This window comes from Streptomyces sp. NPDC088252 (genome assembly GCF_044740965.1).
Lineage (GTDB): Bacteria > Actinomycetota > Actinomycetes > Streptomycetales > Streptomycetaceae > Streptomyces.
Genome location: NZ_JBIURS010000044.1, coordinates 1 through 26,964, shown reverse-complemented (window position 1 = coordinate 26,964; position 26,964 = coordinate 1). Strand labels below are relative to the sequence as shown.

Genomic DNA, 26,964 nt, shown 5'->3' with positions numbered 1-26,964 from the left:
TCTCTCGTCGGACCGTCTGTCAGCGCAGGCCGGGGATGAACTGGATGCAGAGGTCGAGCAGCTTGATGCCCAGGAAGGGCAGTACCAGCCCGCCGAGTCCGTACATCCAGATGTTGCGGCCGAGCAGTTCGGCGGCGGAGGACGGCCGGTAGCGCACGCCACGCAGCGCGAGCGGGATCAGGGCGATGATGATCAGCGCGTTGAAGACGATCGCCGAGGCGATCGCCGAGGTCGGGCTGTGCAGGCGCATGATGTTCAGCTTGTCCAGGCCCGGGTAGACCATCGCGAACATCGCGGGAATGATCGCGAAGTACTTCGCCACGTCGTTGGCGATCGAGAACGTCGTCAGCGCGCCGCGCGTGATGAGGAGTTGCTTGCCGATCTCGACGATCTCGATCAGCTTGGTCGGGTTGGAGTCGAGGTCCACCATGTTCCCGGCCTCCTTGGCGGCCGAGGTGCCGGTGTTCATGGCCACACCGACGTCCGCCTGCGCGAGGGCGGGGGCGTCGTTCGTACCGTCGCCCGTCATCGCGACCAGCTTGCCGCCCTCCTGTTCACGCCGGATGAGGGCCATCTTGTCCTCGGGCGTGGCCTCCGCGAGGAAATCGTCCACGCCCGCCTCCTCGGCGATGGCGCGCGCGGTCAGCGGGTTGTCGCCGGTGATCATGACGGTACGGATGCCCATCCGGCGCAGTTCGTCGAACCGCTCCCGCATGCCCGCCTTGACGACGTCCTTGAGATGGATGACGCCCAGGACCCGGGCAGTGCGCGTATCACCGGTCCGGGACACCTCGCCGACGACCAACGGGGTGCCTCCGCTCGCCGAGATGCCGTCGACGATGCCGCCGACCTCCGCCGTGGGGTGACCGCCGTTGTCACGGACCCAGCGCATCACTGCCGTCGCCGCGCCCTTGCGCAGAGACCGGTTCTCCCGAGGATCGTCGAGGTCGACACCGCTCATTCTGCTCTGCGCGGTGAAGGGGACGAACCGCGCCCGGTCCAGCTCTCCTTCGCTGCGGGCGCGCAGCGCGTACTGCTGCTTGGCGAGGACGACGATCGAGCGGCCCTCGGGCGTCTCGTCGGCGAGGGACGAAAGCTGGGTGGCGTCCGCGAGTTCCTCGATGCCCACCCCGTCCACCGGCAGGAATTCGGCGGCCTGGCGGTTTCCGAGGGTGATGGTGCCGGTCTTGTCGAGCAGCAGCGTGTTGACGTCACCCGCGGCCTCCACCGCGCGACCGGACATCGCCAGCACGTTGCGCTGCACGAGCCGGTCCATACCCGCGATGCCGATCGCCGACAGCAGCGCGCCGATGGTCGTCGGGATCAGGGCCACGACGAGGGCGACCAGGACGACGATGGGCTGCTCGGCCCCCGCGAAGACGGCGAAGGGCTGCAGGGTCGCCACCGCGATCAGGAAGACGATCGTGAGGGACGCGAGCAGGATGTTGAGCGCGATCTCGTTCGGCGTCTTCTGCCGCGCCGCCCCCTCCACGAGTGCGATCATCCGGTCGATGAAGGTCTCCCCCGGCTTCGAGGTGATCCTCACGACGATCCGGTCCGAGAGCACCTTGGTGCCGCCCGTGACCGCCGACCGGTCGCCGCCCGACTCGCGGATCACCGGCGCCGACTCCCCCGTGATGGCCGATTCGTCGACGCTCGCGATCCCCTCGACCACGTCGCCGTCGCCGGGGATGATCTGCCCGGCCTCGACGACGACGTGATCGCCGAGCCGGAGGGCGACGCCCGGGACCTCCTCCTCCGCGGCATCGGCGGCGCCCGGCCGCCAGTCGACGAGGCGGCGGGCCGTCGCCATGGTCTTGGCGCGGCGCAGAGTCTCCGCCTGGGCCTTGCCACGCCCCTCGGCCACGGCTTCGGCGAGGTTGGCGAAGACGGATGTCAGCCAGAGCCACGCGGTGATCACCCAGGCGAAGACGCCGGGCGTCCTGATGGCCGACAGCGTGGTCAGGACCGCCCCGACCTCCACCACGAACATGACGGGGTTGTGGAGCATCAGGCGCGGGTCCAGCTTGCGGAGGGCGCCGGGGAAGGACGTCAGAAGCTGCTTGGGATCGAGCAGTCCGCCGGAGACCCGGTACTGCCGACTCCCGGCGCCGGGCGGAGTGGGGGCGGGGGCGGCGGTCGTGGACATCAGCGCAGACCCTCCGCGAGGGGTCCCAGCGCGAGCGCGGGGAAGTATGTGAGACCGACGACGATGAGGATCACCCCGGTCAGTAGTGCGACGAACTGCGGCCGGTGAGTGGGCAGGGTGCCCGCGGTGACCGGAATGGGCTGCTGCGCGGCGAGCGAGCCGGCGAGTGCCAGGACGAACACCATCGGCAGGAACCGGCTGACGAGCATGACGACTCCGAGCGCCGTGTTGTACCAGACGGTGTTCGCGCTCAGCCCGGCGAACGCCGAGCCGTTGTTGTTCGCGGCCGACGCGAAGGCGTACAGAACTTCGGAGAATCCGTGCGGTCCGGAGTTGAGCATGGCGGCCCTTTCGCCCGGGAACGCCATCGCCAGCCCCGCGCCGATCAACGCGATCGCGGGCGTGGTCAGGATGTAGAGCGAGGCGAACTTCATCTCCCGGCCCCGGAGCTTCTTGCCCAGGTATTCGGGTGTACGGCCGACCATCAGTCCGGCGACGAAGACCGCGACGACCGCCAGGACCAGGATCCCGTAGAGCCCGGAGCCGGTGCCGCCGGGCGCGATCTCCCCCAGCATCATGTTGAAGATCGTCATTCCGCCGCCGCCCGGTGTGTACGAGTCGTGGGAGGAGTCGACCGCTCCGCACGAGGTGAGGGTGGTGGACACGGCGAACAGGGCCGAGGCCCAGATTCCGAACCGGGTCTCCTTGCCCTCCATCATTCCGCCTGCGGCGTGACCGGCGGCGCTGCTGACGCTGTGCAGCTCGTTCGCGGTCACGATGGCGACCGACGCACCCCAGATCAATGCCATCACGGCGACGATCGCGTAGCCCTGACGGTTGTCGCCGACCATCGTGCCGAAGGTCCGCGGCAGCGAGAACGGGATGACCAGCATCAGGTAGATCTCGATCAGGTTGGTGAGGGCGTCGGGGTTCTCGAAGGGGTGCGCGGAGTTCGCGTTGTAGTAGCCACCGCCATTGGTGCCCAGCTCCTTGATGGCTTCCTGGGAGGCGACCGCACCGCCGGTCAGGCGCTGGTGCCCGCCCGCGATGGTGGTGATGTCGTGGATGCCGTGGAAGTTCTGGACGACACCGGCGGACACCAGCACGATCGCGAAGACGAACGCGAGGGGCAGCAGCACGCGCAGCACGATCCGCGTCAGGTCCACCCAGAAGTTTCCGACGCGATCGGTCCTCTTCCTCGTGAATCCGCGGATCAGTGCGGCGACCACGGCGATGCCCACGGCCGCGGAGACGAAGTTCTGCACGGCGAGGCCCGCCATCTGGACCAGATGCCCCATGGTCGACTCGCCGGAGTAGGACTGCCAGTTGGTATTGGTGACGAAGGACGCCGCGGTGTTGAACGACTGGTCCGCGGTGACCGGCTTCGTTCCCAGGGACAGCAGGAGGTGGTTCTGCAGGCGCAGGAACGCGTACAGGAAGAGCACCGACACCGCGGAGAAGGCGAGGACGCTGCGCAGATACACCGACCACTTCTGGTCCACGTCGCCGTTCACTCCGCCTGCCCGGTGGATCAGGCGTTCCACCCGCCCATGGTGATCGGTGGTCAGAACACGCGCCATGTAGCCGCCCAGCGGGCGGAACGTGAGGCACAACGCGCTCACCAGGGCGAGCACCTGGAGCCAGCCCGCGAGGGTCTCGTTCATCCGGGCCCGCTCCTAGAACTTCTCGGGGAAGATCAGGCAGACGATCAGGTAGGCCACGAGGCACACCGCGACGATGAGGCCGACGACGTTCTCCACGCTCACAGGCGTCCGACCCCCTTGGCGATCAGGCCGATGAGGGCGAACACCACGACCGTGAGGACGACGAACGAGACGTCCGGCATGCGCGAGGCACCTCGCAGTGCATCAGAGGCGGGACTGTTCACCTCGACTGGAACATGGTGGGATCATTCACTTCTGACGCTATATCAGTTCGCTTCGGGACTGCCCCGAAACTCCACGGGCCGATCGGGTGGCGGTGGGCTGCGGGGATTCACCGGGCGCGGTCGGACGTCGCGCTGCCGCCGGGCGCGGCGCTCGGAAGGGTGAGCGTCGCCGAGAAGGCCGCCCCGGACTCCTCGGCGGTCGTCTCCAGGACCCCGTCCATGGCTTCGGCCAGGTCGCGCGACAGCCGCAGAGCCAGACTGCCGGCCCCGGCACCCGATGCCCGGCAGACGGCTGCACCCGGTCCCTGGCCCCGGTCGGGCATCCCGTCCTGCACGCGGATCTCCAGGCGGTCGCCCCGGACTTCGGCGGTGAAGACGGGGGGCCGGTCCGGCGGGCTGTGACGCAGGGCGTCGGCCCCGAGGGCGGTCAGGGCGCGGGTGAGGAGGGCGGCGTCGGCGATCACGTCGGGCAGCTGTTCCGGCAGGCGCACATCGATGGAGTGGCCGCCGGGCCCGAGGTCGTCCAGAACGACGCCCAGTACCTCGTTGAGGTCGACCGGGCGCAGGTAGAGGTCGAGTGCACCGGCGTGCAGACGGCTCACGTCATGGAGATCGGTGACCAACTGCGCCGCGCGGTGCACGGCCGCGCGGGCCGTCTCCAGCAGTTGCTGCTCCTCCTGCGGGGCGGGCTCGTCGGCGCGTCGACGCCGCAGCCGCACGAGAGCCTCTTCTGCGGTGTGCAGCGGAGCAGGCAGATCGCGGCCCGCCGCGAGGAGCAGAGATGCCCGGGTGCGTTCGGCGGCGGCGAGGGTGTCCGAGCCACCGGAACCCCCGGCGATCCGCCCCCGGGCATGGGACAGCCCCAGTTCGGCGGCGCACGCGGCGAGGACGCGCTGGTCCTGAGTACTCAGTCCGGCGCCGCGACCGACCAGGGTGAGATCGTCATCGACCGGGCTCTCCACATCCGCCTCGTAGGGCCTTTCCGGCGGCCGTTCCCCGGCGCTGGCCACCACGTACCAACGGGGCACGGGAGAGGCGTCCGGATCTCTTTCGAGCAGGCTGATCGCGGCCAGGCCGAAGTACTCCCGGATCTGTTCGACGAGTGCCGGCAGATCCTGTCCACGCATCATGGCTGCGGCCAGGCGGCTCAACGCCCTCGCCTCCGACGTCGCACGCACAGCCTGGTGCGTGCGCTGCGCGGCCGCTCCCGCGGCCGTGCCGACGAGAGCCGCCGTGGCGACGAAGACCACGAGCGCGGCGATCTCGTCGGGGCGCTCCGTGACCAGCGAGTGCACCGGTGCCGTGAAGTAGTAGTCAGCGAGCAGCGCCGCGGCGAAGGCGGCGAACAGAGCGGGGTAGAGACCTCCGACCAGGGCGATCGCGACGACGGCGAGCAGATAGATCACCAAGTCGCTGGAGAGGCCGAGCCGACCGCGCAGCGCCGTCGACGTCAGCAGGAGAGTCAGTGCGGGCAGCAGCACCACGGCACCGGCCAACGCGGACCAGTACCGTCTCGGGCCCATGCCGCGGCTCGGATGCGGCAGCCTCAGCGCGGCAGGGCCGACTGCCTCCTCGTGCGTGACGATGTGCACGTCCACGGGACCGGACGCCTTGATCGTCCGCTCCCCCACACCCGCTCTCAGGAAGGAGGCGAGCCGGCCGTGCCGGCTCGCGCCCAGCACGATCTGGGTGACGTTCTCCGCCTCGGCGAACTGGAGCAGCGCATCGACGACGTCCTCGCCCGTGGTCTGGTGGTAACCGCCGCCCAGCGACTCCAGAAGAACGTGCTGGGCGTCCAGCACGGCCGGGTCGACCCCGGTGAGCCCGTCCTCGGGAACCACATGGAGTGCCAGCAACTCGGTGCCGGGGGTGCGGGCGCTGATCCGCGCGGCTCGGCGGATGAGGGTCTCGCCCTCCGGGCCGCCGCTGAGGGCGACCAGGATCCGCTCCCGGGTCTCCCAGGGGGCGGAGATGCCGTGTTCGGCCCGGTAGCGCTGCAGCCCCTCCTCCACCCGGTCGGCGAGCCACAGCAGGGCGAGTTCGCGCAGTGCCGTGAGGTTGCCGACCCGGAAGTAGTGGGTGAGCGCGGACTCGATGCGGTCCGAGGGGTAGATGTCTCCGTGCACCATGCGGCGGCGCAGGACCTCGGGCGACAGATCGACCAGTTCGATCTGGTCGGCGCGACGGGCCACCTCGTCGGGCAGGGTTTCACGCTGCCTGACCCCGGTGATCTGCCGGACCACGTCGTTGAGGGATTCCAGGTGCTGGACGTTGAGTGTGGTGACGACGTCGATCCCCGCGTCCAGAAGCTCCTCGACGTCCTGCCACCGCTTGGCGTTGCGGGCCCCCGGAACATTGGAGTGGGCGAGCTCGTCGACCAGCGCGACCTGGGGACGGCGGGCCAGCACCGCGTCGAGATCCATCTCGGTGAAGGCCACGCCGCGATGGGCCAGGGTGCGCCTGGCGATCGTCTTCAGACCGTCGGCCATGGCCGCGGTGGGCCGGCGTCCATGCGGCTCGACGAAGCCCACGACGACATCCGCGCCCAGTGAACGCAGCCGCTGGCCCTCCGCGAGCATGGCGTACGTCTTGCCGACCCCGGGGGCCGCCCCGAGGTAGATCCGCAACCGTCCACGTGCCACCGGCGGACTCCTGCCAGGTCACCCCCGCATCGTGCTCGCGCCCTTCCATGGTGCTCTTCTCCGGTCCGCTCCACCCGCCGGCACCGGCCCCGGACCGGGAGGGGGATCTCACGGTCCGGTCGGGAACGCTTCCGCACGGCGAGCACGGTCGCCCCGGACAGCGGACCCGTCGCCGTGAAGGGTACGGACTAAACCGTATGGTGGCGGTGTTGTGCCTGACCGGAGTGGAGGAGTCGGGCGGACGTGGTGGAGGCATGGCTGTGCACGGTGAGTACAAGGTCCCGGGCGGCAAGCTCGTCGTCGTGGATCTGGATGTCCGGGGCGGGGTGCTGCGCGACGTCCGGGTGGCCGGTGACTTCTTCCTGGAACCGGACGAGGCGATCCTCGCGATCGACGCGGCGCTCGAAGGCGCTCCGGCCAACACCGACACCGCCGGACTCGCCGCCCGGATCGACGCGGCTCTGCCCGCCTCGACCGTGATGCTCGGCCTCACCTCCGAGGGTGTGGCCGTCGCCGTCCGCCGGGCCCTCGCGCAGGCCACCGAGTGGAGCGACTACGACTGGCAGCTCATCCACGAGGCGCCGCAGTCCCCCGCGCTCCACATGGCGCTCGACGAGGTCATCACCGCGGAGGTCGCCGCGGGCCGGCGCCCGCCGACGCTCCGGGTCTGGGAGTGGGCCTCACCCGCCGTGATCATCGGCAGCTTCCAGTCGCTGCGCAACGAGGTGGACCCGGCGGGCGCCGAACGTCACGGCATCACGGTCGTGCGCCGCGTTTCCGGTGGCGGTGCCATGTTCGTGGAGCCCGGCAACACCATCACGTACTCGCTCTCGGTCCCGGACGCGCTCGTCTCGGGTCTCTCTTTCGCCGACAGTTACGCCTATCTCGACGACTGGGTGCTCGGCGCGCTCGGCGACATGGGCATCAAGGCCTGGTACCAGCCGCTCAACGACATCGCCACGGACGCCGGAAAGATCGCGGGCGCGGCCCAGAAGCGTGTGGTGGGCGGGGAGGGGGCCGTACTGCACCACGTGACCATGTCGTACGACATCGACGCCGACAAGATGCTGGAGGTCCTGCGGATCGGCAAGGAGAAGCTCTCCGACAAGGGCACCAGGAGCGCGAAGAAGCGCGTCGACCCGCTGCGACGTCAGACGGGGCTCGCGCGCGAGGCCGTCATCGAGCGGATGATCGACTCCTTCCGGACCCGGCACGGCCTCACGCGGGGCAAGGTGACGGACGAGGAGATGGAGCGGGCCGAGGAGCTCGTACGCACGAAGTTCGGCACCGAGGAATGGACCGCGCGGGTGCCGTGAAACGGCTGCCGTGAAGCGGGTCCGGCCGAGCCGGTCCCGCGAAGGCGGTTGCGCACAAGGCGACGGTGCGGAGCCGGTTGCGCGAGATCGCCCCGCACGGGCGGAGCCGCACGGCCGGGGCCATGGATCGCGTGCCCCGGTCGGACCGGCGTCCCGGAACGTCATCGGGCCGGCGTCGTCGGGATCTCCTGCTCCGTCCAGATGATCTTGCCTTCGGGCGTGTACCTGGTACCCCAGCGACGGGTGAGCTGGGCGACGAGGAAGAGGCCACGACCGCCCTCGTCGGTCGTCCTCGCGTGGCGCAGCCGGGGAGAAGTGCTGCTGGTGTCGGAGACCTCGCAGATCAGGACGGACTGGCGCAGCAGGCGCAGCCGGATCGGTCCCGTGGCGTAGCGCACCGCGTTGGTGACCAGTTCGCTGACGATCAGCTCGGTGGTCATCTCCAGCTCCTCCAGGCCCCACGTCCTCAGCAGACGGGCCGTCCGGGCCCGGACGCCCGCGACGGCGGCGGGGTCGGACGGCACGTCCCACGAGACGACGTGGTCGGGGCTCAGCTCGTGGGTGCGGGCGAGGAGCAGGGCGACGTCGTCCGGCTGCGGGACGGGGAGGAGCTGGTCCACGACCGTCGCGCACAGGGTGTCGAGGGAGAGTCCGCGCTGGGACAGGGCGCCGCCGAGCCGGGACATCCCGAGTTCGGCGTCCCGGTCCCTGCCTTCGATGAGGCCGTTGGTGTAGAGGCCGATCAGGCTGCCTTCCGGCAGCGCGATCTCCGCCGTCTCGAAAGGCATCCCGCCCAGTCCCAGCGGGGGGCCCGCGGGCAGTTCCGGAAAGCTGACGCGCCCGTCCTGGGAGACGACGACGGGGGGCGGGTGACCCGCGCGTGCCATCGTGCAGCGCTGGGTGACCGGGTCGTAGATCGCGTACAGGCAGGTGGCACCGAGCACGGTCGTGCCGCTCGCCTCGCCCTCGGGTTCCTCCTCGCTCAGGCGCAGTACGAGGTCGTCGAGGTGGGCCAGCAGTTCGTCGGGGGGAAGGTCCATGTCGGCGAGGGTGTGCACCGCGGTGCGGAGCCTGCCCATGGTCGCGGCGGCGCTTATGCCGTGGCCGACGACATCGCCGACGACCAGGGCGACCCGGGCGCCGGACAGCGGGATCACGTCGAACCAGTCGCCCCCGACACCGTCCTTGGCGTCCGCCGGAAGGTACGAGGAGGCCACGTCCAGGGCCATTCCGCCGGGCAGCGTGTGCGGGAGCAGACTGCGCTGGAGTGTCAGCGCCGCCGCGTGCTCACGGGTGTAGCGGCGGGCGTTGTCCACGCACACCGCCGCCCGTGCCACCAGTTCCCGGGCCGGCAGCACGTCCTCCGGTTCGAAGGGGACCAGGTTCACCGATCGTATGAAGGTGGTCAGGCCGAGCACCGTGTCCCGAGCCCGCATGGGCACGGAGATGAGGGAGTGGAGACCGAACTCCCGGATGCGCGCCGCCCTGGCGGGCTGTTCGACCGCCCACAGATGGCGCACGGAGTCGAGGACCGGGATCAGGACGGGTTCGCCGTCCACGAGGAAGCGGAAGTCGTTGGGCGGGGGCACGAAGTCCACCGGTTCGCCGATCCGGGCGATCGCCTCCGGGCAGCCCTCCCGTACGGAACGCAACCCGGCGCGGCGCATCCTCGGCCGGGACGACGACGCGCCGCTCGCGCCGGGACGCGCGGTGCCCGCGTCGGGGAACCCCGTACCGGAGAGCCCCGTGCCGGCGGGCCACGGTCCCGGCTCCTCGGGGCTGGCGACCGGCTCCAGCAGATCGACGAGGACGAGATCGGCGAACCGCGGTACCGCGAAGTCGGCCAGTTCCTGAGCCGTGCGCATCACGTCCAGCGTGGAGCCGATACTGACTCCTGCGTCATTGACCAGGGCAAGGCGCTGCTGGGCCTTCCACCGGTCGGTGACGTCCAGGACCATGTAGCAGATGCCGGTGATGGTGTCGTCGCCGTCGGTCAGAGGGAAGAACGACGTGGAGTAGGCGCGCTGACGGTGCGGATCGGCCCAGCTCCAGCCCCGGTACTCGTAGTCGATGACGGGGACGCCGGTCTCCAGCACGCTGCGCATCAGGGTCTCTATGGCGTCGGCCTCCAGTCCCGGGAGCACTTCGCTCATCCGGCGGCCCACGCGCTGCTCGCGCGGGACGCCGCCGAAGCGTTCCAGGGTGTCGTTCACCCATACGTAGCGCAGTTGCGGACTCAACACCGCCATCCCGATCGGCGAACTGGTCAGAAAGGCGTCCAGCACGGACTGTCCGAGCGTCCATTCCGGCCGTCGTTCGCGTCCCGAGACGAGGAAGCATTCCCGGCCGTCCAGGTGGAACGAGGCCGAGACCCGCAGATCCACATCGATCTCCCGGCCGTCGTGCCGCCGCACGGTTGCGGCGCCGCTCCACCCCACACCGGCGCGGCACCGCTCGGCGATCCCCGCCACGCGCACCGGGTCCTCGGGCATCGCGAGGAGAAAGCCGGCGGGCCGCCCGACCACCTCGGCGGCGCGGTACCCCAGCAGGTCCTGCGCGCTCTGCGTCCAGCCGACAACCGTTCCGGTCCCGGCGACCACCGCGGTCGCGTCGTTCGCCGTGTCGAAGGAGTGCGGGGCGGTGCCGGACCGCGGTGGTTCGGCTCCGGGCGTCGACGGCGGGCCTGCGGACGCCATACTGGTCACCACCCATCCACTCCGGTCCCAGTCCATGATCCCGCCTGCGGCGCTCCGGTGCGAATGTCCGCGAGCGCTGTTCCAGGGGCGGAACCACCGGGGCGGATCATCCGGGGCGGGGTTCCCCCGGACCCCGGTGCCCTCCTTCGGATCACGTCGGACCACCGAGCCTGACGCGGCACCGTCCGGACGGGAGGCCCTGGATCAGCCACGGCTCGGACGCGGGGACGACGGGCTGTACCCGGTCGCGGGCAACCCGGCTGCGTCATGGCGCGGCTGACGCGGGCCTTCGCACGAAACCGGCCGATCACTCTGTGTGCGCCGCTCTCCTCGCAATCGGGACCGCGGGCGGCGGGCGGCGATCCGGAGCCCCGGGCGGACGGGGTGCTCGAAACCGGGCGCGGTGCTCCAGTCGGGTGGTGTCCGTGTGACGCATGCGTCACACGGCGCGCGGCCTCCGGCCCGTCCCCGGCCGACCGCGCGGTGCGCAGCACGGGGACGTCAGCGCCCGCCTACCGGCCTGACGTAGGGGGACGGCTCGGGGGGCCGGTGCTCGTACCAGCGCCGGTCGGCCTCCAGTTGGGCGGCGAGGGAGATCAGCCGTTCCTCGCTGCGGGAGGGACCGAGCAACTGGGCGCCGACGGGCAGCCCGTCGGCGGTGAACCCGGCCGGTACGTTGATGCCGGGCCAGCCCAGTACGTTCCAGGGCCATGCGTACGGGCAGGCCTCGGCCATCGTCACATCGGTGCGCCAGGCGCTCAGCCCGTCGAACCTGCCGATCGGGGGCGGCGGCAGGGCGGTCGTCGGGGTGAGCAGCACGTCGTATCCGGCGCGGGTCCCGGACGTGTGGAAGAACGCACCGATCCTGCGGTGCTGACGCACCTCCCGCTCCCTGGCCGCCCGCACCACCCGGCCGCCGAGCCGGGTGCCGGTGCGCAGGGCGCTGCGGGTGCGCGGGTCGAGGAGGGCGGGGTCGGGATGGCGGGCGGCGAGTTCGGCGATGCCGGCGGTGGCGCGGGGGACGAAGCCGAGGCCGATCAGCCCGTAGCGGGGCCTGGCTTCCTCCACCTCGTGGCCGAGCCGGGCGAGGGCCTCGGCCAGCGCGGTGACGGCCCGTCGCACCTCGGGGTGGGGCGCGGAGCCCGTGAGCGTGAGCGGGGGACGCCAGGCGAGGGCGATACGCAGTCGGCCGGGGTCGCGGCGGGCGGCGGCCGAGGCCTCGACGGGGGGCGGCCGGTGCGGATCGTCGGGGTGCGGTCCGGCGACCGCGTCGAGGAGCAGGGCGGCATCGGCGACGGTCCTGGCCAGCGGCCCGTTGACGGTCAGGCCCTGGAAGGCGTCGCTCTGCGGGTGGACGGAGATCCGGCCCCGCTGCGGTTTGATGCCGACGAGGTGGGTCCAGGCCGCGGGGATACGGACGGATCCGGCACCGTCCGAGCCGAGTGCGGCGGGGACGAGCCCGGCCGCCACGGCGGCCGCGGAGCCGCCGGACGAGCCGCCGGGGGTGTGTCCGGTGTTCCAGGGGTTGCGGGTGGCGCCGAAGGCGGGGCCCTCGGTGAAGGGCCACTGGCCCAGCTCGCAGGAGTTGGTCTTCCCGACGATCACCGCCCCGGCGGCCCGCAGTCTGCGCACGACCTCGCTGTCGGCGGTGGCGGCGGGCAGGTCGCCGTCGCAGCCGAAGTAGGTCGGCATCCCGAGGACATCCGTGTCGTCCTTGACGGCGACAGGCACGCCGAGCAGGGGCAGCCGCTCCCCCGCGGCGAGCCGGCGATCGGCCTCGGCGGCCTCGGCGAGCGCGGCCTCGGCCCGCAGGTGCCGGAAGGCGTTGAGGACGCCCTGACTGGTTTCGATCCGGCCCAGGGCGGCACGTACCTGTTCGACAGAGGTGGTTCGGCCCTCGGCCAGCTCACGTGCGCTCTCGGTCAGCCCGATCGCGGCGGCCGGTTCGCCGGTTTCCACGGCTTCCGTTGAGGACATGGGCTGCCCGCCTTCCTCGAATGGCAGGTGCGCGCCCGCACCTGTACGCGGGAACGAACTTACCGGAGGGTAACGAGTTACGGGCGGTCCGCTCAACCGTTCGGAGGAGGGCGGCCGGGGGCGACCGCACGACCCATGACGCAAACAGGGCAGAACATCACACTGTGTATGCGCTTCACCGGTGGTCCTCCGTCGCGCGGCCCACCACGCCCCGACGTACGCTCAAGGGGATCGGATCGCACACCTGGGCAGGCCCGACGGGCCCTTCGAGGGAGGCACCGTGACCGGCCAACTCATCGACACACGCGGGACCGCCCTGGCGGCGGTGTTCGTGCTGGGAGTCACGAGCGGCGGCCTCGTCGGCGGCGGTGTGGCGCACGCGGACAACGGCATCGACACGCTCTCCGCCCAGCAGATCGCCGACCGCTCGCGCGACGCCCTCCTGAGCGCCCGGTCCCTGCACCTCGGCGCGCGTGGCGACCCGGACGGCGGCAACCCGTCGATGGTCCTGAGTCTCACGCTGGACCGGGACGGCAACTGCAACGGTTCGGTGGATCTCGGCGACCAACAGGGATCGGTCCGGATCGTGAAGCGCGGCGACGACATCTGGGTCAAGCCGGACGCGGACTTCTGGAAGAGCCAGGTCCCCAACGGCGGCTCGGCCTTCGCCGCGATCCTCAACGGGCGTTACATGAAGGGCTCGGCCGCCGACCCGAGGCTGCGCGACGTGGCCGCCGGATGCGATCTGACCACCTTCCAGAAGCTGGTCGGCGACAACGCGAACAACGACCGGGGAACGCTGAACAAGGGCAGGAAGACCACGCTGGACGGGGCTCCGGTGGTGCCCCTGACCAGGATCAGGGACGGCCGGACACTGACGATGTACGTCGCGGACACGGGTAAGCCCTACCCGCTGAGGATCACGGTGCGGGGCGGCGGGGCGAACGCGGCGGTGGACCTCTCGGCCTTCGACAAGCCGGTGCCCACGGCCACGCCGCCGCCTGATCAGACGTACGACATCAGTGCTCTGCTGAACCGTACGACGTCGGCGCCGCTGTGACGTCGGCCCGTCCGCTGAGCACCACGTACAGCACCAGCGAGGAGGCCAGCCCGACCGCCCAGCCGTAGTCCGAAAGCGGCTTCAGGAACGGGATCAGTCCGCCGGACGGGAACGGGCCCGTGCCCGGGGCCGAGTGCGAGCCACCGATCGCCAGGACACCGCCGACGGCGAACGCGAGGACCGCCCGCCAGTTCCAGCCGTTGGCGTACCAGTACCGGCCGCCGGGACGGTAGAGGTCCGCGAGGTCGAGCACGGTGCGGCGGACGATCCAGTAGTCGGCGATGAGAATGCCCGCAACCGTACCGAGCAGCCCGCCGACCAGGCCGAGCCAGGTGAAGATGTACAGCTCGGGGGTCCCGGTGAGTTTCCACGGCATGATGACGACGCCGACGACACCCGTGATCAGTGCTCCGGTACGGAAGTTGATCAGCTTGGGGGCGAGGTTCGCCAGGTCGTACGCGGGTGACACGACGTTCGCCGCGATGTTCACGGAGACCGTCGCGACGAGCACGGTCACCAGGGCGTACAGCAGCCCGAAGACGCTGTCGGTCCTGGCGACGAGCTGGACCGGGTCCCAGATCGCCTCCCCGTACACGGCCTGCGAGCCGGAGGTGACCAGGACCGAGAGCAGCGCGAAGAGCGTCATCGTGGTCGGCAGGCCGAGCGACTGACCCCGGATCTGGGCGCGCTGGCCGGCCCCGAAGCGGGTGAAGTCGGGGATGTTCAGCGAGAGCGTGGCCCAGAAGGCGATCATGCCCATCAGGGAGGGGAAGAAGACCGGCCAGAACTCCTTGCCCCAGCCGAGCCGGGAGGGCTGGTCGAGCAGCGGGCCGAACCCGCCCGCCTTGACCGCGACCCAGACCAGCAGAACCACCGCGCCGACGATGACGAAGGGGGCCGCCCAGTTCTCGAACCGGCGCAGGGCGTCCATCCCTCGGTAGATGATGGCGAGTTCGAGCGCCCAGAAGAGGACGAAGCAGAGCCAGAGCGTCCACGGCTGACCGCCGATCCCGGACGCCGTCGCCCAGCCCCCGAAGACCTTCCCGAGCAGGGTGAAGATGCCGACGCCGCCGATCCAGGTCTGGATGCCGAACCAGGCACAGGCCACCGCAGCCCGGATCAGCGCGGGCAGGTTGGCTCCGCGCAGACCGAAGGAGGCGCGGGCCAGCACGGGGAAAGGGATGCCGTACTTGGGTCCCGCGTGCCCGGTGAGGAGCATCGGGCCGAGCACGATCAGGTTGGCGAGGGCGATGGTGAAGACGGCCTGCTTCCAGTCCATGCCGAGCGCCACCAGACCGGAGGCGAGCAGCCACGACGGGATGTTGTGGGCCATACCGACCCAGAGCGCGGCGAAGTTGTACGTCGTCCAGCGGCGCCGTTCCAGCGGAACGGGCAGCAGGTCCTCGTTGACGAAACGGTTGTCGGTGGGCACGGCGCCGGGAGCGAGTCCGATGCGGCCCGACGGATCGGATATCGGGTCCTGCGGTGGAAGCGGTGGAGTGGGCGGGACGGTCGATGTCATGGCGGCTGGACCCTTCGCTCGGGAACGGTGCCGTGCGGGGCGGGAGGCGCGGGGCATACGTACAGCCGTGGGGGGGCGGTCGGGTCTGACGGTCAGGTGGACAGGGCGGGGATGACCCGGGAGCCGTAGGCGTCGATCGTCGCCTCGCGCGCGTCGTGCATGTCGTACACGGCGAACTGGTCGACACCCAGGTCACGCAGGACCCGGAGCTTCTCGATGTGGGCCTCGGCCGGGCCCAGCAGACAGAACCGGTCGACGATCTCGTCCGGCACGAAGGTCGTGTCGGGGTTCCCGGCACGGCCGTGATGGCTGTAGTCGTAGCCGGACCGCCCGGCGATGTACGCGGTCAGGGCCTCGGGGACGAGACCGGAGTGCTCGCCGTACCGGGAGACCAGATCCGCGACGTGGTTGCCGACCATGCCGCCGAACCAGCGGCACTGCTCGCGGGCGTGGTCGAGGTCGTCGCCCACATAGGCGGGGGCGGCGACGCAGATGGTCACGGAGGCCGGGTCGCGGCCCGCCTGCGTCGCCGCGTCCCGTACCGCCTTGACCATCCACTCGGTGAGGAACGGATCGGCGAGCTGGAGGATGAAGCCGTCGGCCTTCTGCCCGGCGAGGGCGAGCGCCTTCGGACCGTACGCCGCCATCCAGACGGGCAGTCTGCCGTCCTTGATCCAGGGGATCCGGACCGGCTGCCCGTCGACGGTGGCCTCCCGCCCCTCGGCGAGGTCGCGGATGACGTCGATGGCCTCGCCGAGGCGGGCCAGGGTGTTGGGCCTGCGGCCGGCGACACGCATCGCCGAGTCGCCGCGCCCGATGCCGCAGACCGTGCGGTTGCCGTACATGTCGTTGAGGGTGGCGAAGGTCGAGGCGGTGACCTCCCAGGTGCGGGTGCCCGGATTGGTGACCATGGGGCCGACGACGAGGTTTTCGGTGTGTTCGAGGATCTGGCTGTAGATGACGAAGGGCTCCTGCCAGAGCACCGCCGAGTCGAAGGTCCAGCCGTAGCGGAAGCCGTTGCGTTCGGCGCGGCGCATCAGACCGACGACGGACGAGGCGGGCGGGTCGGTCTGGAGAACGAGTCCGAAGTCCATGACGGGTGCTCCTAGTCCAGGTACTGACAGGTGGCGCGCGGGGGGTACATGCCGCGGCCGGCCCGGCCGGTGAACTTCCTTTTGTCGATGACGACTTCGCCGCGCGAGAGGACCGTCTCGACCTGGCCGGTGATCCGCTTTCCCTCGTACGCCGAGTAGTCGACGTTCATGTGGTGGGTCTCGGCGGAGACGGCCTGTACGGCCGCCGGGTCGTGGATGACGACATCGGCGTCGGCGCCCGGGGCGATGGTGCCCTTCTTCGGGTGGAGGCCGAACATCCGGGCCGGGGACGCGCAGGCGATCTCGATCCAGCGACGCCGCGAGAGGTGTCCGTCCACGACCGCCTGATGGAGGAGGTCCATCCGGTTCTCCACGCCGGGCACGCCGTCGGGGATCTTCGAGAAGTCGCCCCGGCCCATCTCCTTCCGGCCGGAGAAGCAGAAGGGGCAGTGATCGGTGGAGACGACCTGGAGTTCGTTGTTCCTGAGGCCCCGCCAGAGTGCTTCCCGGTGCTCCTTGGCGCGCAGAGGGGTGGAGCAGACGTACTTCGCGCCCTCGGAGTCGGGCTCGGCGAGGTTGTCGGTGGAGAGGAAGAGGTACTGCGGGCAGGTCTCGCCGAAGACCGGAAGCCCCTTGTGGCGGGCGGCGGCCACCTCGGCGACGGCCTCGTCGGCGGAGACGTGCACGACGTACAGCGGGGATCCGGCGACGCGGGCGAGCCGGACGGCTCGGTGCGTGGCCCCGGCCTCCAGCGCCACCTTGCGGACATCGTCGTGGTGGCGCGGGTCGGTGCGCCCCTCGGCGAGGGCCTGTTCGACGAGGACGTCGATGGCGATGCCGTTCTCCGCGTGCATCATGATCAGGCCGCCGTTGTGGGAGGCCCGCTGCATGGCGCGCAGGATCTGGCCGTCGTCGCTGTAGAAGACGCCCCGGTAGGCCATGAACAGCTTGAAACGTGTGCGGGCGCGCCCTCGGACATCGTGACGTCTCCCCCGGCCACACCGCGCTTCGCGGGGCCGCCCAGGCGCGGGTCGAAGGTACCTGTGACGCAAAGGTCCGGCAGACCGTAAAGGGGCGGAACCGGTGTGCCGTCGTAGTCGCCCAGTGCGCATACCGCCCTCTCCCAAGCTCCGGTCTTCAGGTACTCAAGGGCACGCTGGTAGAGGCTCTGTGGGCGCCGCCCTTGAGTGACGTGCTCCGGCAGATCTTTCCACATGAGGCCGTGCCGAACCTGGTACAACGACGCCTCGAACGCGAGTCGCGGGGGGACAATCCTGGACTGCTTCTCGGGTCTTGGGAAGAGGTCCTCCACAGATGCCCACTGCTCGTCCGTGAGCGTCGGCGGCACCATGCGCGTGTGCTCCTGGAACCAGGCTTCGAAGGGGCAGCCGGCGTTACGGAGGGCTCCTGGAACGCTACTGGTCACAAGCACTCGGAGATCGAGGAGTTCCAGTGGCCCTGCTCGAATCGTTGGCCGGGTATCGGACCTCGCTGGGATTCCGATCCGCCGGACCCTGCGGAGAAATGCCACGACAGTTCTTGCGGGTCCTGTCAGTGTGAGGGCGTGGCAAAGATCGAGATGGCAGATGTGTTCGCGACCGGACGCCGCGGTGGAGGTGGGAGTCTCTATGCGTACCGGGTGCGTGGGCGCGGACGCAGTGCCGTAGTTCTGTGGATCGGTGGGCGGGGCGACGAACCCGACCAGGTGTTCGCGGTGCCAGAAGCCGGCCGCTGGCAAGTGCCGGTGTTTGTGACTGCTCGGCAGGCGCGGGTGTATGTGCGCCGACGAGGCCGGAAGCTCGCCACTTCTGAGGCCGACACGCTGGAGCTCTCCCGTGTCCAGCATTGGCTGGAGGATCCGGTGCGCCGAAAGATCCCGCCAGGCGCGGTGCTGGAGGCTTGGAACTTTTTGGAGGATCTGGCCCGAGGCCTCGACGCGGTCCACCTGCCGCAGCAGGGAACAGTACAGAACAGCGCATACGAGAAGCTGTTCGAAGGCGAGTGCGCCACGTGGACTCCGGACGAACAACGCGCGGTACTGGAGTTGATCAAGGCCGGGATGGAGCTGTGGAACTCTTGCCCAGTGATCGTTAGTCCCTGCTCGGGGATCGTCTTGGAGGCTGAACCGGCCGCCCGGGCCTTGTGATCCGTGCCCCGGTCGGCTCGCTGCGGTCCTCTCATGCTGCCTTCGTCGGGTAGTCGGTCCAGGTGCGGATCGGTGAGTCGCGGGCGAAGTTGCTCTTCGGCTCGGCGCGGGAATTGCGCCAACGCGCGTGGGCGCCGATGGCGGCGTTCTGTTCGCCGTGGCTGCGGTGGTCGGTGCCGTTGAGGGCGAAGTGGCGCAGGGCGGCGAACTCGGACTCGATCCAGTTCAGCCACGATCCGTAGGTCGGCAGGAAGACCAGTTCGATGTCGTTCGCCGCCGCCCAGGCTCGCACGTTGGGGTGCTTGTGCGGGGAGAAGTTGTCCAGGACGACGTGCAGCTTCTCGCCGGGCCAGCGGGCACGCAGGGCCTTGAGCAGCGCCAGGAACTCGCGCCGCCGTGCGCGGTAGTACACCTTGCCGGTGGCCAGGTCGAGGGCGGCGAGCATGTGCATCACGCCGTCATAGCGGTTGCAGGTGGCCCGCAGCCGGCGCGGTGAGTGCAGTGGTCGCCAGGCCTTGCCTTTGCGGGGCATGCGGTTGAGCGGCCCGAACTCGTCCACGCAGACCACCCGGCCGTCGTTCGGCGGGGAGTCGTAGAGCGCCAGGATCCGGTGCGTCTTGGCGATGAAGTCCGGGTCGTTCGAGGACTTCCAGGTCGTGGTCGTCTGCCAGGAGACCTTGCCCTCGCACAGTATCCGCCGCAGAGTCTCGCGACTGACGGCGGGGACCACGTTCTGCTTGACCAGGTGCTCAGCGAGCTTGGTCAGGCTCCAGGTTGAGAATGCGGCGATCTTCCGGTCGGCGGGGGACGTTCGGGCGATCAGGCAGATGTGCTCACGCACCTGGCTGCTGATCGTCCTGGGGCGTCCCCCGCTCCATTTGGGTCCAGCGCGTCGAACCCCCGCTCGTTGAACGCGTGGATGACGCCGCGCACGTAGTCGGCGCTGACCTGCTTCAGCGAGGTGGCATCCGGCACCGTTATGCGCAGTGGCGGGCAGCCCGGCGGGCCTCGCGACCCTTGTCCTGGATCACGATGCGAGGACGCGGCCGACGGCGACGGCTGACGCCACGGTGCCGCCGATGACGACGGCCCAGGCGGCGACGATCGGGACGCGGGTGCTCCAGGTGCGCAGCGCGGGCGAGGTCGTGGCTCGGGCGAGGAACGCGTCGCGACCGCGTAGTACCGCAAGGCCGACGCCTGTCAGGGTCAGCGCCATGCCGGCACCGAACGCCGCCACCATCGCGATTGCCGCGCCGACCCGGCCGGTCAGCAGTCCGCTGAGGAGGACGAGGAACGCCGACGGGGAGGGAAGCAGGCCGCCGGATGTGCCGAGCAGCAGGATGCCGCGCCAGGTGAGCAGGGACTTGGACGTCGGGATGTGGTGACTGTGGCCGTGGTGGTGTTCATGGCCATGCCCGTGTTCGTGGTCATGCCCGTGTTCGTGGTCATGCGCGTGGTGGTGACCATGGCTGTGACCGTGCTTGCGGACGGTCAGGTGGCGTCGGAGCAGGCCGATGCCCACGGCGACCACGACCAGGGCCGCGATCAACTGCAGCCAGTTCGTGACCGCGGCGACGTCCGGTGCATGCTGGGCTGCGAGCCAGAAGGCCACGGCGAGTACGGCGACCGATGCGGTGTGCATGAGGGCCACGACGGCGCCGAGCCACACCGCGTCCCGCGCCCTGCCCTGGCCGCCGACGAGGTACCCGGCCGCGAGCGACTTCCCGTGGCCGGGGGCGCAGGCGTGGAAGGCGCCCACCGCTGCCGAGACGAGAAGGGCCAGTGGCAGGACGACACCGTGGTCCAGTAGTGCGGCAAGGTCTGTGGTCCATACGGTTGCCGGACCCGTGGATACGGTGGCGGTGGAGTTGCCGGCTCCGCCGAGGGCGAGGATACGGGTGGGGTCGCTCACTGTGTGCAGGCCGCCGCCACCCTTCTGTGTCACGGAGATCGTGCGATAGGCCGGATCGACGTCGGTCAGCGCGGTGATGGTCACAGCGACCGTGTCCACGGCGTGCGGGCAGGTGTAATGGATCAGGGCGCCCCTGCTCGCGAGCTGCGGGGTGTCCACGGCGCCCAGTCGGCACTCACGTCCGTCCTGGCGCACGGTGATGTGCGAGCCGAGGTAAGTCGCGTCGTCCCCTTTGGCCGCCTGGTGCAGGACGTCCAGGTCGTTCTGCGGGGCCGACCAGGTGATCTCGACGCTGCGGCCTTCGGCCCTGACCTGGGCGACCGGTGGTGCGCCGAAGGGGTGCGCCTCGGCCGTGCCCGTGGTGCCGAGCAACGTCAGTGTGGCCAGGCCGATCAGGAGGAGACGGGCGGCGTGGGCGCGGAGGGCGCGGAGGATATGCACAGTGGTGGTCCCGTCGGGAGTGGAGCGCCGCGAGTTGCCTCCCCTGGCGAGGGAGGCAACTCGCGGACGGTTGATCAGTGCTCGCGCAAGTGGCGGGCGGCCAGTGCGTGGAGCGTGCCGTCGTCGGTGAGGGCGAAGACGTAGTCACCGCTGACGGAGAGCGCCGAGGTCACGGCGGCGCCGAGGTTGTACTCGGACAGCAGCTTGCCGGTGGCGCGGTCCAGGACGACCAGGCGGCCGTCGCGGGTGCCCGCGTAGACCAGGTCCTTGGTGACCAGGGCGTGCATCGCGGGCGAGTTGAGGTCCCCGCTGCACCCCACGGGGGTCCTGCCGGGCTGGTAGCCGACCTCGGTCTCCCAGATCGGCTTGGACGCGTCGGCCGCGCTGGTGTCGTAGGCGCGGATGACGCCGTCACGGCCGGCGATGTAGGCGGTGGTGCCCCAGATCGCGGGGCTGGTCAGCGGGGCGGGGCCGCTCTCGCCGCAGCCGCTGCCGCCGCCCAGCGGGGACTGCCACAGCACCGCACCGGTGCTGAGGTCGTGCCCGCGGGCGCCGCTGTTCGTCATCGTCACCAGCTGCGGGTCCCCCTTGGCCGGGTCGGTCAGGGCTGGGGAGGAGTGGCTGGCGATGTCGCCATTGGTGTCCTTCGCCCACAGCTGGCGGCAGCCGACGAGGTCCATGGCGACCACCGTGTTGCTGGAACCGGTGTGCAGGTAGGCGATGTCGGAGCCGGGCCGGCGGACCGCCGTGCTGTGGAACTGGCCCCAGCTCGTCGCGCCGTTGAAGCCGCCCAGCAGGTCGCCGGTCTTGGCGTCACGGCACTCGACCTTGCTCCAGTTCTGGTAGACAGCGACGGTGCGCGGCTCGGCGTCAAGGTCGAAGACGGTGACCGGACCACCGGCCCGGCCGTACCGGCGGGCGGTGTCGCCGTACTGCTTCTCGTCCTCGATCTTCTGCCAGACGACGTGGCCGTTCTCGGCGTCCAGAGCGTAGATCCGGCCGACAGCGGTGGTCAGGTAGACCTTGCCGTCGTGGTAGGTCGGCACCGACTCGGCGTCACCGTCCAGATAGGTGCGCCAGATCTCGCGGCCGGACTTGATGTCGTAGGCCAGCATCATGTGGTGCGGCGAGTCGAACGCCCGGGAGGAGACGATCACCTTGCCGTCCGCCACGACCGACCCGTTGAGGTTGAACTGCTCGCCGGTGTTGGCCGCCCACTGCAGGTCGAGCTCGGTGCCCGGGTCGTCGGCGCCGGCGGAGCGGCCCGCCTCGTCGCGGCCCTGACGCAGCCAGTCCTGGCCGGTCTTCGGCTCGGCTATCCTGCCCTCGGGCACCACCGTGAAGGTGTTGGTGACGGTGGGCCACGCCTTGCCGCGGGTGTCGACCGCGGTCATCTCGGCCGTGTAGGTGTCCGGCTGCATGCCGGGGAGGTTGTCGCTGATCCGGGTCCAGGAGGTCCGGGCGGCCGGGCAGGGCTCCGGGGTGCCACCGGGGGCCGTGTAGCAGTTCTCGATACCGGTTTTGCGGACCTTGGTGCCGAACTCCATCCGCTCCTTGTGCCAGCGGACGTGGCCGCGCGAGTCGCGGATGGTCAGCGAGGCCGTGGCCGGGGTGCGACCGGCGTCCTCGGTGTACAGCTCGATCGGGATTCCGGCGCTGTTGCCGTGCACACTGCCCTGGGCTGGGCTGACCAGCCCCACCGCGTTGCGGACGTCGAACTGACGGTGGGTGCCCATCACATAGCCGGTGTCCTCGTTGCGCTTGGTGCTCGGGTCGTCGTAGATGCCCTTGAAGTCGAGGATCTTGAAGTCCGCGCGGGCACCGTCGATGCCGTACTCGCCCTGGTTGTTGATCTCAACCGAGCGGTCGAAGGCGCCACGGCGGTACTCGGCCTGCTGGTTGTGGCCCGCGGCGAACATCCGCACGTCATACTTCGACAGCTCGTCGACGGTCGGCTGCATGCCGGCCCCCGGACCCCACTGGGTGAACAGCGAGCGGTGAGCGAAGACCAGCACCTGCTTGCCGACGGCATGGCGCTTGAGGTCCTCGCGCAGCCACTCCAACTGCGGCTTCAGGCCACTGGAGTCGTAGTTGTCCTCAAGGACGACGATGTGACGGCCGTTGCGGTCGAAGCTGTACCACTCCGGGCCGAGGTTGCGGCGGTAGTACTCCATGCTGCCGCCATAGCCCTTGGAGGTGGCGGTGCCGCCGACGTCGTGGTTGCCGACCACGGGGTAGAAGGGCATGCCGAGCTTGCCCTCGGTCAGGCCCTTGCGCAAGACGTCGTAGCCGCCCTGGCGGCGCGGCTCCGCCGCGTAGTCGGTCACGGTGTTGTCACCGGTCGCGATCGTCATGGTGGCGCCGTCGACCTCGGCCATCGCCTCGACCTGCTTGGGCCACCACTTCGAAGCGCTCTCGGCGGCGCCGTCCGTGGTGTTGCTGACCTCGATGTCGGAGTTCATCACCCACTTTTCGGTGGGGTTGGCAGCGTTCCTGTCCTTGACGAGGGCGAAGTCGATGCCGGAGCCGCCCTCCTCCGGGACCCTGCGGAAGAACTGCGGGATGTAGTCCTCGCGCAGTGCGGGGGTGTAGCCGTTCGGGGAGACGATGTTGATGAGGTCGGTCTCCCGGCGGGTCGGGTCCATCTCCAGGCTGTACGAGCCGTCGCGGCCGGTCGTCGTCCAGACGGCGCCGTCGGTGACGTCGACGCCGGGCATCGGAGCCTCGCCGGCGTCGCGCTTGCCGTTGCCGTTGGTGTCCTCGAAGATCGTGCCGGTGACGGTGACCGTGTCGGCGGTCGTCGCTGCCTCCTCGACGAGCGGCGCTGCCGCGGCCACCTGGGGAACCAGGCAGGACAGCGCGACCGCGCCGACGGTGGCCAGCTTGACCCGCTCGCGGTTGGCGCCGACCTTGGCGGCCAACTGGGCGAGCTGGAGCCGCCCGGTGCGGATCTGCCACACCGCGAGCAGCAGCGCGGCGGCCAGCACAATGCCGAGCGCCACCACTGCCCACGGGAAGGTGGGGAGCGCGTGGGCGCCCGATGTGTCGACGACGGGGGTCTGAGCGTTGGCGTTGGACGTGGTGCCGTCGAACTCGGCGACGACCTGGGTCAGCCCGCCCTGCTTCAGCATGGCGCTCAGGTCGAGGTTGTCGACGTGGCAGTTCCACGCGAGCTCGACCACGACACCGCCAGGGACGCCGCCGAAGTCTCCGGCCACGCCGGAGCCGGTGGCGGGGCAGCTCGACGTGCTCAGCAGCCGCGAGGCCCAGGCGCCCGCGTTCTGCGGTGACACCACGTCACGGTGGACGATCAGCCGCCCGCTGGTGACGTCGTCCTTGGTGGAGATGACGATTTCGCCGTGCTGCGGCGACACATGCGCCGCGGCGGGCTGCACACAGAAGCCCAGGATGGAATAGAGCAGCGCAAGGCCAAGCCCTGCTGCTCTGCGTAGAAATCTCATGCGCCAGGACGCTAGCTTGACTGGACAAGTTACGGATCCCGGAGAGGGCGATCTTCATCGAACGGTCCCGGGGAATTCATGCGAGGACGCGTGAGGTCTCGACCTCGCCCCGCAGTCCGGCCCGCAAACCGCCGCACGAACAGACCGATGAACGCCGTTCGGCCCTCCACTGCCAGATCGGTCGGACGCCTGTGGTACCGCCCGAGCGGGTCGAGGGTCCGGCAGCAGCGGATCCACGTCCCGAACGCCAGCGGCACCGTGACCCTGGACACCTCCGGCCTGCCGGCCGGCGGGGCGAACAGCCCCTGCTGAGCTGCGCTGAGCGCGAACGACTGGCCCGGGTCCACCACGTCCGGGGCACGGTCCTGGCCCGTGCGCGAGGTGATGGCATTGATCTCGTCCTGGCTGGCGCCGTCCGGGTTCCCGTCGTTGACCTCGATGCCGTACTTCTTGGCGAATCCGTCGATCAATGCGCCGTAGTTGGCCCAGTCGCGAGGCAGGGCGATCGCGTTGAGCACGCTCCCCCCTTCTTGGCCGCCGCGACCAGTGCGTCCATACCACCGAGGTCCTGCGCCGAGGTGGCGGTGGCGGCGTGCGGGCCGCCCGTGCTGCCGGACGCGACGGAGTCGGGTGCCGAGCCGCAGGCGCTGAGCGCGAGCGTGGCTGCGGTCAGCATGCCGGCGAGGCCGGCCGTTCACGCAGAGAACAGGTTCACAAGGTCTCCTGAGGGTGCATGAGCTGCCCGGATAACAGTGATCGTGTACTGCGCAGACTCAGGCAACTTGTCCAAACAAGATCCCCCAAGTGCCTTGGAGCGCAATGACCTTTCGGTGAACGGAGAACAGATGCTCGCTCTCGGTTTGAAGGCCCCTTGAGACGATGCGGGCCGCGTGGGGGCGCGGTCTGCGCTGTGCGCAGGACGAGCGTGCCCGATGCAGCGGGATCGCCTACCCTGTGTGCACAGGCCGGTGGCGCGCGGAGCGGAGCCGGTATCGCGGATGAGAGGGCTGGGTGTGGCGGCACGGCACGAGCACATCGCCGGCGAACTGCGGGTTGCGGTCGACCGCGGCGACTACCCGGTGGGGAGCCGACTCCCGACCGAGGGCGAACTCGCCGAGCGGTACCAGGTGTCCCGCGGCACCGTCCGCCAGGCGCTCGCCGCTCTGGTGGCCGAGGGACTGGTCGGCTCACGACAGGGCACCCGACGGGTGGTGCTCGGTACCCGCCGAAGCCAGAGCTTCACCGAACTGCGCAGCTTCGCCCAGTGGGCGCGGGCAGCCGGACACAAGGCCACCGGCAGCGTCGTCGAGGCCGCCCGGCGCCCGGCCTCCACCGAGGACACGCTGCGCCTCCAACTTCCTGAGGGCGCAGAGGTGTTGTACGTCCTACGGGTGCGAGGTCTGGGCGGACAGCCGACCCTGCTGGAGCGCACCGTCTACGCCGGCTGGATCGCGGACGCGGTCGAGCGCATCGAGCCCGACTGCGAGTCGGTCACCCAGCGACTGCTCGACGAGGTGGGCGTGGTCTTCGCGCACGGCGAGCACGTCATCGACGCACTTGCGGCGGGCACCCGCGATGCGAAACTGCTCGGCGTGCGCCGCGGCACCTCGCTGCTGCGGGTCCGCCGGGTGACCACCACCCACGCCGGCCGCCCCGTGGAGTGGTCCGACGACCGCTACCGGCCGGGAACGGTCACCTTCCGCATCCACAACTCCATCGGTGCCAACCCGCTCGTCCGCCAGCCCGGCGAATGACCGCAGCGTGGTCCTTCAGAGGCGGATGGGCGTTCGCCCGCCGGCGACCTCGTCCGGTAACCGTGCACCACGCAGCCGCCCAGCGCCGGCAGATCCGCATGATCCGGCCTCATGCACGCAGGTCAGTGACCTTCCACACCCCGCGTGCGCGCTGAACGATCGAGTCCGCCCTGAGATGCCCGCCGGGGCCATGAGTTCTCGGAGGGGGAGACCTCCGAGCGAACCGAGATCGCGGGCGACATCGCGTCGCGCTTCGGCGAGTACCGGAAGGCCGGCATCCTGGACGGCGAGCCGTTCGAGGGCGGCGGGACCAAGACCATCCAGTTCGTCCGCACCCCGGTGGGCTGGCGGATCGCGGCGTTCTCCTCGTACGACCAGCCCTGAGGGTCCGCAGGTCGCGGCGGTCCAAGGAGCGCGGGCTGGGCCGTCACGCACGCAGCGAAGCTCTGGTTGAACGGGGTGACCTTCCCAAGTCGCCTCGCACCACCGGAGCTTCGATGTGTCGTCTGTCTGCCACCGTCTGACTGATCAAGTCACCCGCTCTGCCAACGCGCCGCAGCACGCCCTGGCCCGCCTGGTAGCGGTGCTCGGCAATGCTGGCGATGGACTTCGCGGCGCGCCGGTAGCGCTCGTACGCCCCGGCCGTGTCGCCGGTCTTCTCCAGCGGATGCGCCCGCACAGACAGCAGCCGGTGATGCCCGGCCACCCGCTCGTCACCGTCCGAGGCGGACAGCAGCCAGCATCGCGGACAGCCCCGAAGACGCCCTCGACATCTGAGCAGGCACCACCCACGACATCGGCGGCTTCACCGCCCCCGTTATCTTTTTCGCGGTCCTGCAACGGGACCGCCGGCCTCCGGGCCCGGTATGACTGTGTCCCCCTGTCGAACGGATGGCCTGGGGGGTG

The 26,964-nt window shown here is 70.2% G+C and carries 18 protein-coding genes and 2 pseudogenes; 4 read left to right on the top strand and 16 right to left on the bottom strand.

From position 1 onward, the window contains the following. Nucleotides 1–19 precede the first annotated feature (19 nt). From kdpB to ACIOHC_RS41710, 5 genes are all read right to left on the bottom strand, one after another. Nucleotides 20–2,149, bottom strand: coding sequence for a potassium-transporting ATPase subunit KdpB (kdpB, locus tag ACIOHC_RS41730; protein ID WP_401846678.1), 2,130 nt, complete (start codon nucleotides 2,147–2,149; stop codon nucleotides 20–22). Beyond that, nucleotides 2,149–3,813 carry a potassium-transporting ATPase subunit KdpA gene (gene kdpA, locus ACIOHC_RS41725; RefSeq protein WP_401846676.1) on the bottom strand — a complete coding sequence of 555 codons (1,665 nt, stop codon included), beginning with the start codon at nucleotides 3,811–3,813 and terminating at the stop codon, nucleotides 2,149–2,151. The genes kdpB and kdpA overlap by 1 nt, the downstream gene beginning before the upstream one ends. 12 nt (nucleotides 3,814–3,825) lie before the next feature. Then, complete coding sequence (kdpF, locus tag ACIOHC_RS41720; RefSeq protein ID WP_389637655.1) at nucleotides 3,826–3,915, bottom strand: K(+)-transporting ATPase subunit F; 90 nt, start codon at nucleotides 3,913–3,915, stop codon at nucleotides 3,826–3,828. After that, nucleotides 3,912–4,037, bottom strand: a complete 126-nt coding sequence (locus ACIOHC_RS41715; RefSeq protein WP_365691678.1) for a hypothetical protein — start codon at nucleotides 4,035–4,037, stop codon at nucleotides 3,912–3,914. Before ACIOHC_RS41715 ends, kdpF begins: the two co-directional genes overlap by 4 nt. 107 nt (nucleotides 4,038–4,144) lie before the next feature. After that, nucleotides 4,145–6,679 (bottom strand): DUF4118 domain-containing protein, encoded by a 2,535-nt coding sequence (locus ACIOHC_RS41710; protein ID WP_389637656.1) that lies wholly within the window; start codon nucleotides 6,677–6,679, stop codon nucleotides 4,145–4,147. A gap of 260 nt (nucleotides 6,680–6,939) precedes the next feature. Here ACIOHC_RS41710 and ACIOHC_RS41705 point away from each other — a divergent pair, with 260 nt between their 5' ends. Continuing rightward, on the top strand, nucleotides 6,940–7,995 hold the full coding sequence (locus tag ACIOHC_RS41705) for a biotin/lipoate A/B protein ligase family protein (RefSeq protein ID WP_351077365.1): 1,056 nt from the start codon (nucleotides 6,940–6,942) through the stop codon (nucleotides 7,993–7,995). Between the two features lie 161 nt (nucleotides 7,996–8,156). On the opposite strand, the gene ACIOHC_RS41700 is transcribed toward ACIOHC_RS41705, so the two are convergent. Further along, complete coding sequence (locus ACIOHC_RS41700) at nucleotides 8,157–10,691, bottom strand: SpoIIE family protein phosphatase (RefSeq protein WP_365691679.1); 2,535 nt, start codon at nucleotides 10,689–10,691, stop codon at nucleotides 8,157–8,159. 501 nt (nucleotides 10,692–11,192) lie between these two features. Continuing rightward, nucleotides 11,193–12,668, bottom strand: a complete 1,476-nt coding sequence (locus tag ACIOHC_RS41695; protein WP_351077235.1) for an amidase — start codon at nucleotides 12,666–12,668, stop codon at nucleotides 11,193–11,195. Nucleotides 12,669–12,948: 280 nt separating this feature from the next. Between ACIOHC_RS41695 and ACIOHC_RS41690 the strand changes: the two genes are divergently transcribed. Then, on the top strand, nucleotides 12,949–13,728 hold the full coding sequence (locus tag ACIOHC_RS41690; protein ID WP_351077238.1) for a hypothetical protein: 780 nt from the start codon (nucleotides 12,949–12,951) through the stop codon (nucleotides 13,726–13,728). On the opposite strand, the gene ACIOHC_RS41685 is transcribed toward ACIOHC_RS41690, so the two are convergent. The 4 genes and pseudogenes from ACIOHC_RS41685 to ACIOHC_RS41670 all read right to left on the bottom strand — a co-directional run bounded on the left by ACIOHC_RS41685 (nucleotide 13,688) and on the right by ACIOHC_RS41670 (nucleotide 17,695). Continuing rightward, entirely contained in the window at nucleotides 13,688–15,250 is a 1,563-nt protein-coding gene (locus ACIOHC_RS41685) for an NCS1 family nucleobase:cation symporter-1 (protein WP_401846673.1), read from the bottom strand. The genes ACIOHC_RS41690 and ACIOHC_RS41685 overlap by 41 nt on opposite strands. A gap of 92 nt (nucleotides 15,251–15,342) precedes the next feature. After that, entirely contained in the window at nucleotides 15,343–16,344 is a 1,002-nt protein-coding gene (locus tag ACIOHC_RS41680) for a TIGR03842 family LLM class F420-dependent oxidoreductase (RefSeq protein ID WP_401846672.1), read from the bottom strand. A gap of 11 nt (nucleotides 16,345–16,355) precedes the next feature. Beyond that, nucleotides 16,356–17,303, bottom strand: a pseudogene (locus ACIOHC_RS41675) (amidohydrolase family protein); the annotation flags it as partial. Continuing rightward, nucleotides 17,204–17,695 (bottom strand): transposase, encoded by a 492-nt coding sequence (locus tag ACIOHC_RS41670; protein ID WP_401846670.1) that lies wholly within the window; start codon nucleotides 17,693–17,695, stop codon nucleotides 17,204–17,206. The gene ACIOHC_RS41670 and the pseudogene ACIOHC_RS41675, both read right to left, overlap by 100 nt. Before the next feature lie 213 nt (nucleotides 17,696–17,908). Between ACIOHC_RS41670 and ACIOHC_RS41665 the strand changes: the two genes are divergently transcribed. Continuing rightward, nucleotides 17,909–18,490, top strand: coding sequence for a hypothetical protein (locus ACIOHC_RS41665; protein ID WP_401846668.1), 582 nt, complete (start codon nucleotides 17,909–17,911; stop codon nucleotides 18,488–18,490). A gap of 31 nt (nucleotides 18,491–18,521) precedes the next feature. On the opposite strand, the gene ACIOHC_RS41660 is transcribed toward ACIOHC_RS41665, so the two are convergent. The 4 genes and pseudogenes from ACIOHC_RS41660 to ACIOHC_RS41645 form a co-directional block, all read right to left on the bottom strand. Beyond that, nucleotides 18,522–19,343, bottom strand: a complete 822-nt coding sequence (locus ACIOHC_RS41660) for an IS630 family transposase (protein ID WP_401846689.1) — start codon at nucleotides 19,341–19,343, stop codon at nucleotides 18,522–18,524. A gap of 174 nt (nucleotides 19,344–19,517) precedes the next feature. Continuing rightward, a complete protein-coding gene (locus ACIOHC_RS41655; RefSeq protein WP_401846666.1) occupies nucleotides 19,518–20,843 on the bottom strand; it encodes a hypothetical protein in 1,326 nt (441 codons plus the stop codon). A 74-nt stretch (nucleotides 20,844–20,917) separates the two neighbouring features. Next, entirely contained in the window at nucleotides 20,918–24,304 is a 3,387-nt protein-coding gene (locus ACIOHC_RS41650; RefSeq protein ID WP_401846664.1) for a PQQ-binding-like beta-propeller repeat protein, read from the bottom strand. Between the two features lie 290 nt (nucleotides 24,305–24,594). Next, a pseudogene (locus tag ACIOHC_RS41645) lies at nucleotides 24,595–24,980 on the bottom strand (ABC transporter substrate-binding protein); the annotation flags it as partial. A gap of 337 nt (nucleotides 24,981–25,317) precedes the next feature. On the opposite strand from ACIOHC_RS41645, the gene ACIOHC_RS41640 reads away from it, so the two are divergent. Continuing rightward, nucleotides 25,318–26,058 (top strand): GntR family transcriptional regulator, encoded by a 741-nt coding sequence (locus ACIOHC_RS41640; RefSeq protein ID WP_401846688.1) that lies wholly within the window; start codon nucleotides 25,318–25,320, stop codon nucleotides 26,056–26,058. A 427-nt stretch (nucleotides 26,059–26,485) separates the two neighbouring features. On the opposite strand, the gene ACIOHC_RS41635 is transcribed toward ACIOHC_RS41640, so the two are convergent. Further along, nucleotides 26,486–26,764 carry a hypothetical protein gene (locus ACIOHC_RS41635; RefSeq protein ID WP_401846662.1) on the bottom strand — a complete coding sequence of 93 codons (279 nt, stop codon included), beginning with the start codon at nucleotides 26,762–26,764 and terminating at the stop codon, nucleotides 26,486–26,488. Nucleotides 26,765–26,964 lie beyond the last annotated feature (200 nt).

What these genes read in the sequence shown, in the direction of transcription:
- ACIOHC_RS41700 (WP_365691679.1), bottom strand. Translation starts at nt 10,691, where the DNA reads ATGGCGTCCGCAGGCCCGCCGTCGACGCCCGGAGCCGAACCACCGCGG.
- kdpA (WP_401846676.1), bottom strand. Translation starts at nt 3,813, where the DNA reads ATGAACGAGACCCTCGCGGGCTGGCTCCAGGTGCTCGCCCTGGTGAGC.
- ACIOHC_RS41650 (WP_401846664.1), bottom strand. Translation starts at nt 24,304, where the DNA reads ATGAGATTTCTACGCAGAGCAGCAGGGCTTGGCCTTGCGCTGCTCTAT.
- ACIOHC_RS41680 (WP_401846672.1), bottom strand. Translation starts at nt 16,344, where the DNA reads ATGGACTTCGGACTCGTTCTCCAGACCGACCCGCCCGCCTCGTCCGTC.
- ACIOHC_RS41695 (WP_351077235.1), bottom strand. Translation starts at nt 12,668, where the DNA reads ATGTCCTCAACGGAAGCCGTGGAAACCGGCGAACCGGCCGCCGCGATC.
- ACIOHC_RS41685 (WP_401846673.1), bottom strand. Translation starts at nt 15,250, where the DNA reads ATGACATCGACCGTCCCGCCCACTCCACCGCTTCCACCGCAGGACCCG.
- kdpB (WP_401846678.1), bottom strand. Translation starts at nt 2,149, where the DNA reads ATGTCCACGACCGCCGCCCCCGCCCCCACTCCGCCCGGCGCCGGGAGT.
- ACIOHC_RS41670 (WP_401846670.1), bottom strand. Translation starts at nt 17,695, where the DNA reads ATGGTGCCGCCGACGCTCACGGACGAGCAGTGGGCATCTGTGGAGGAC.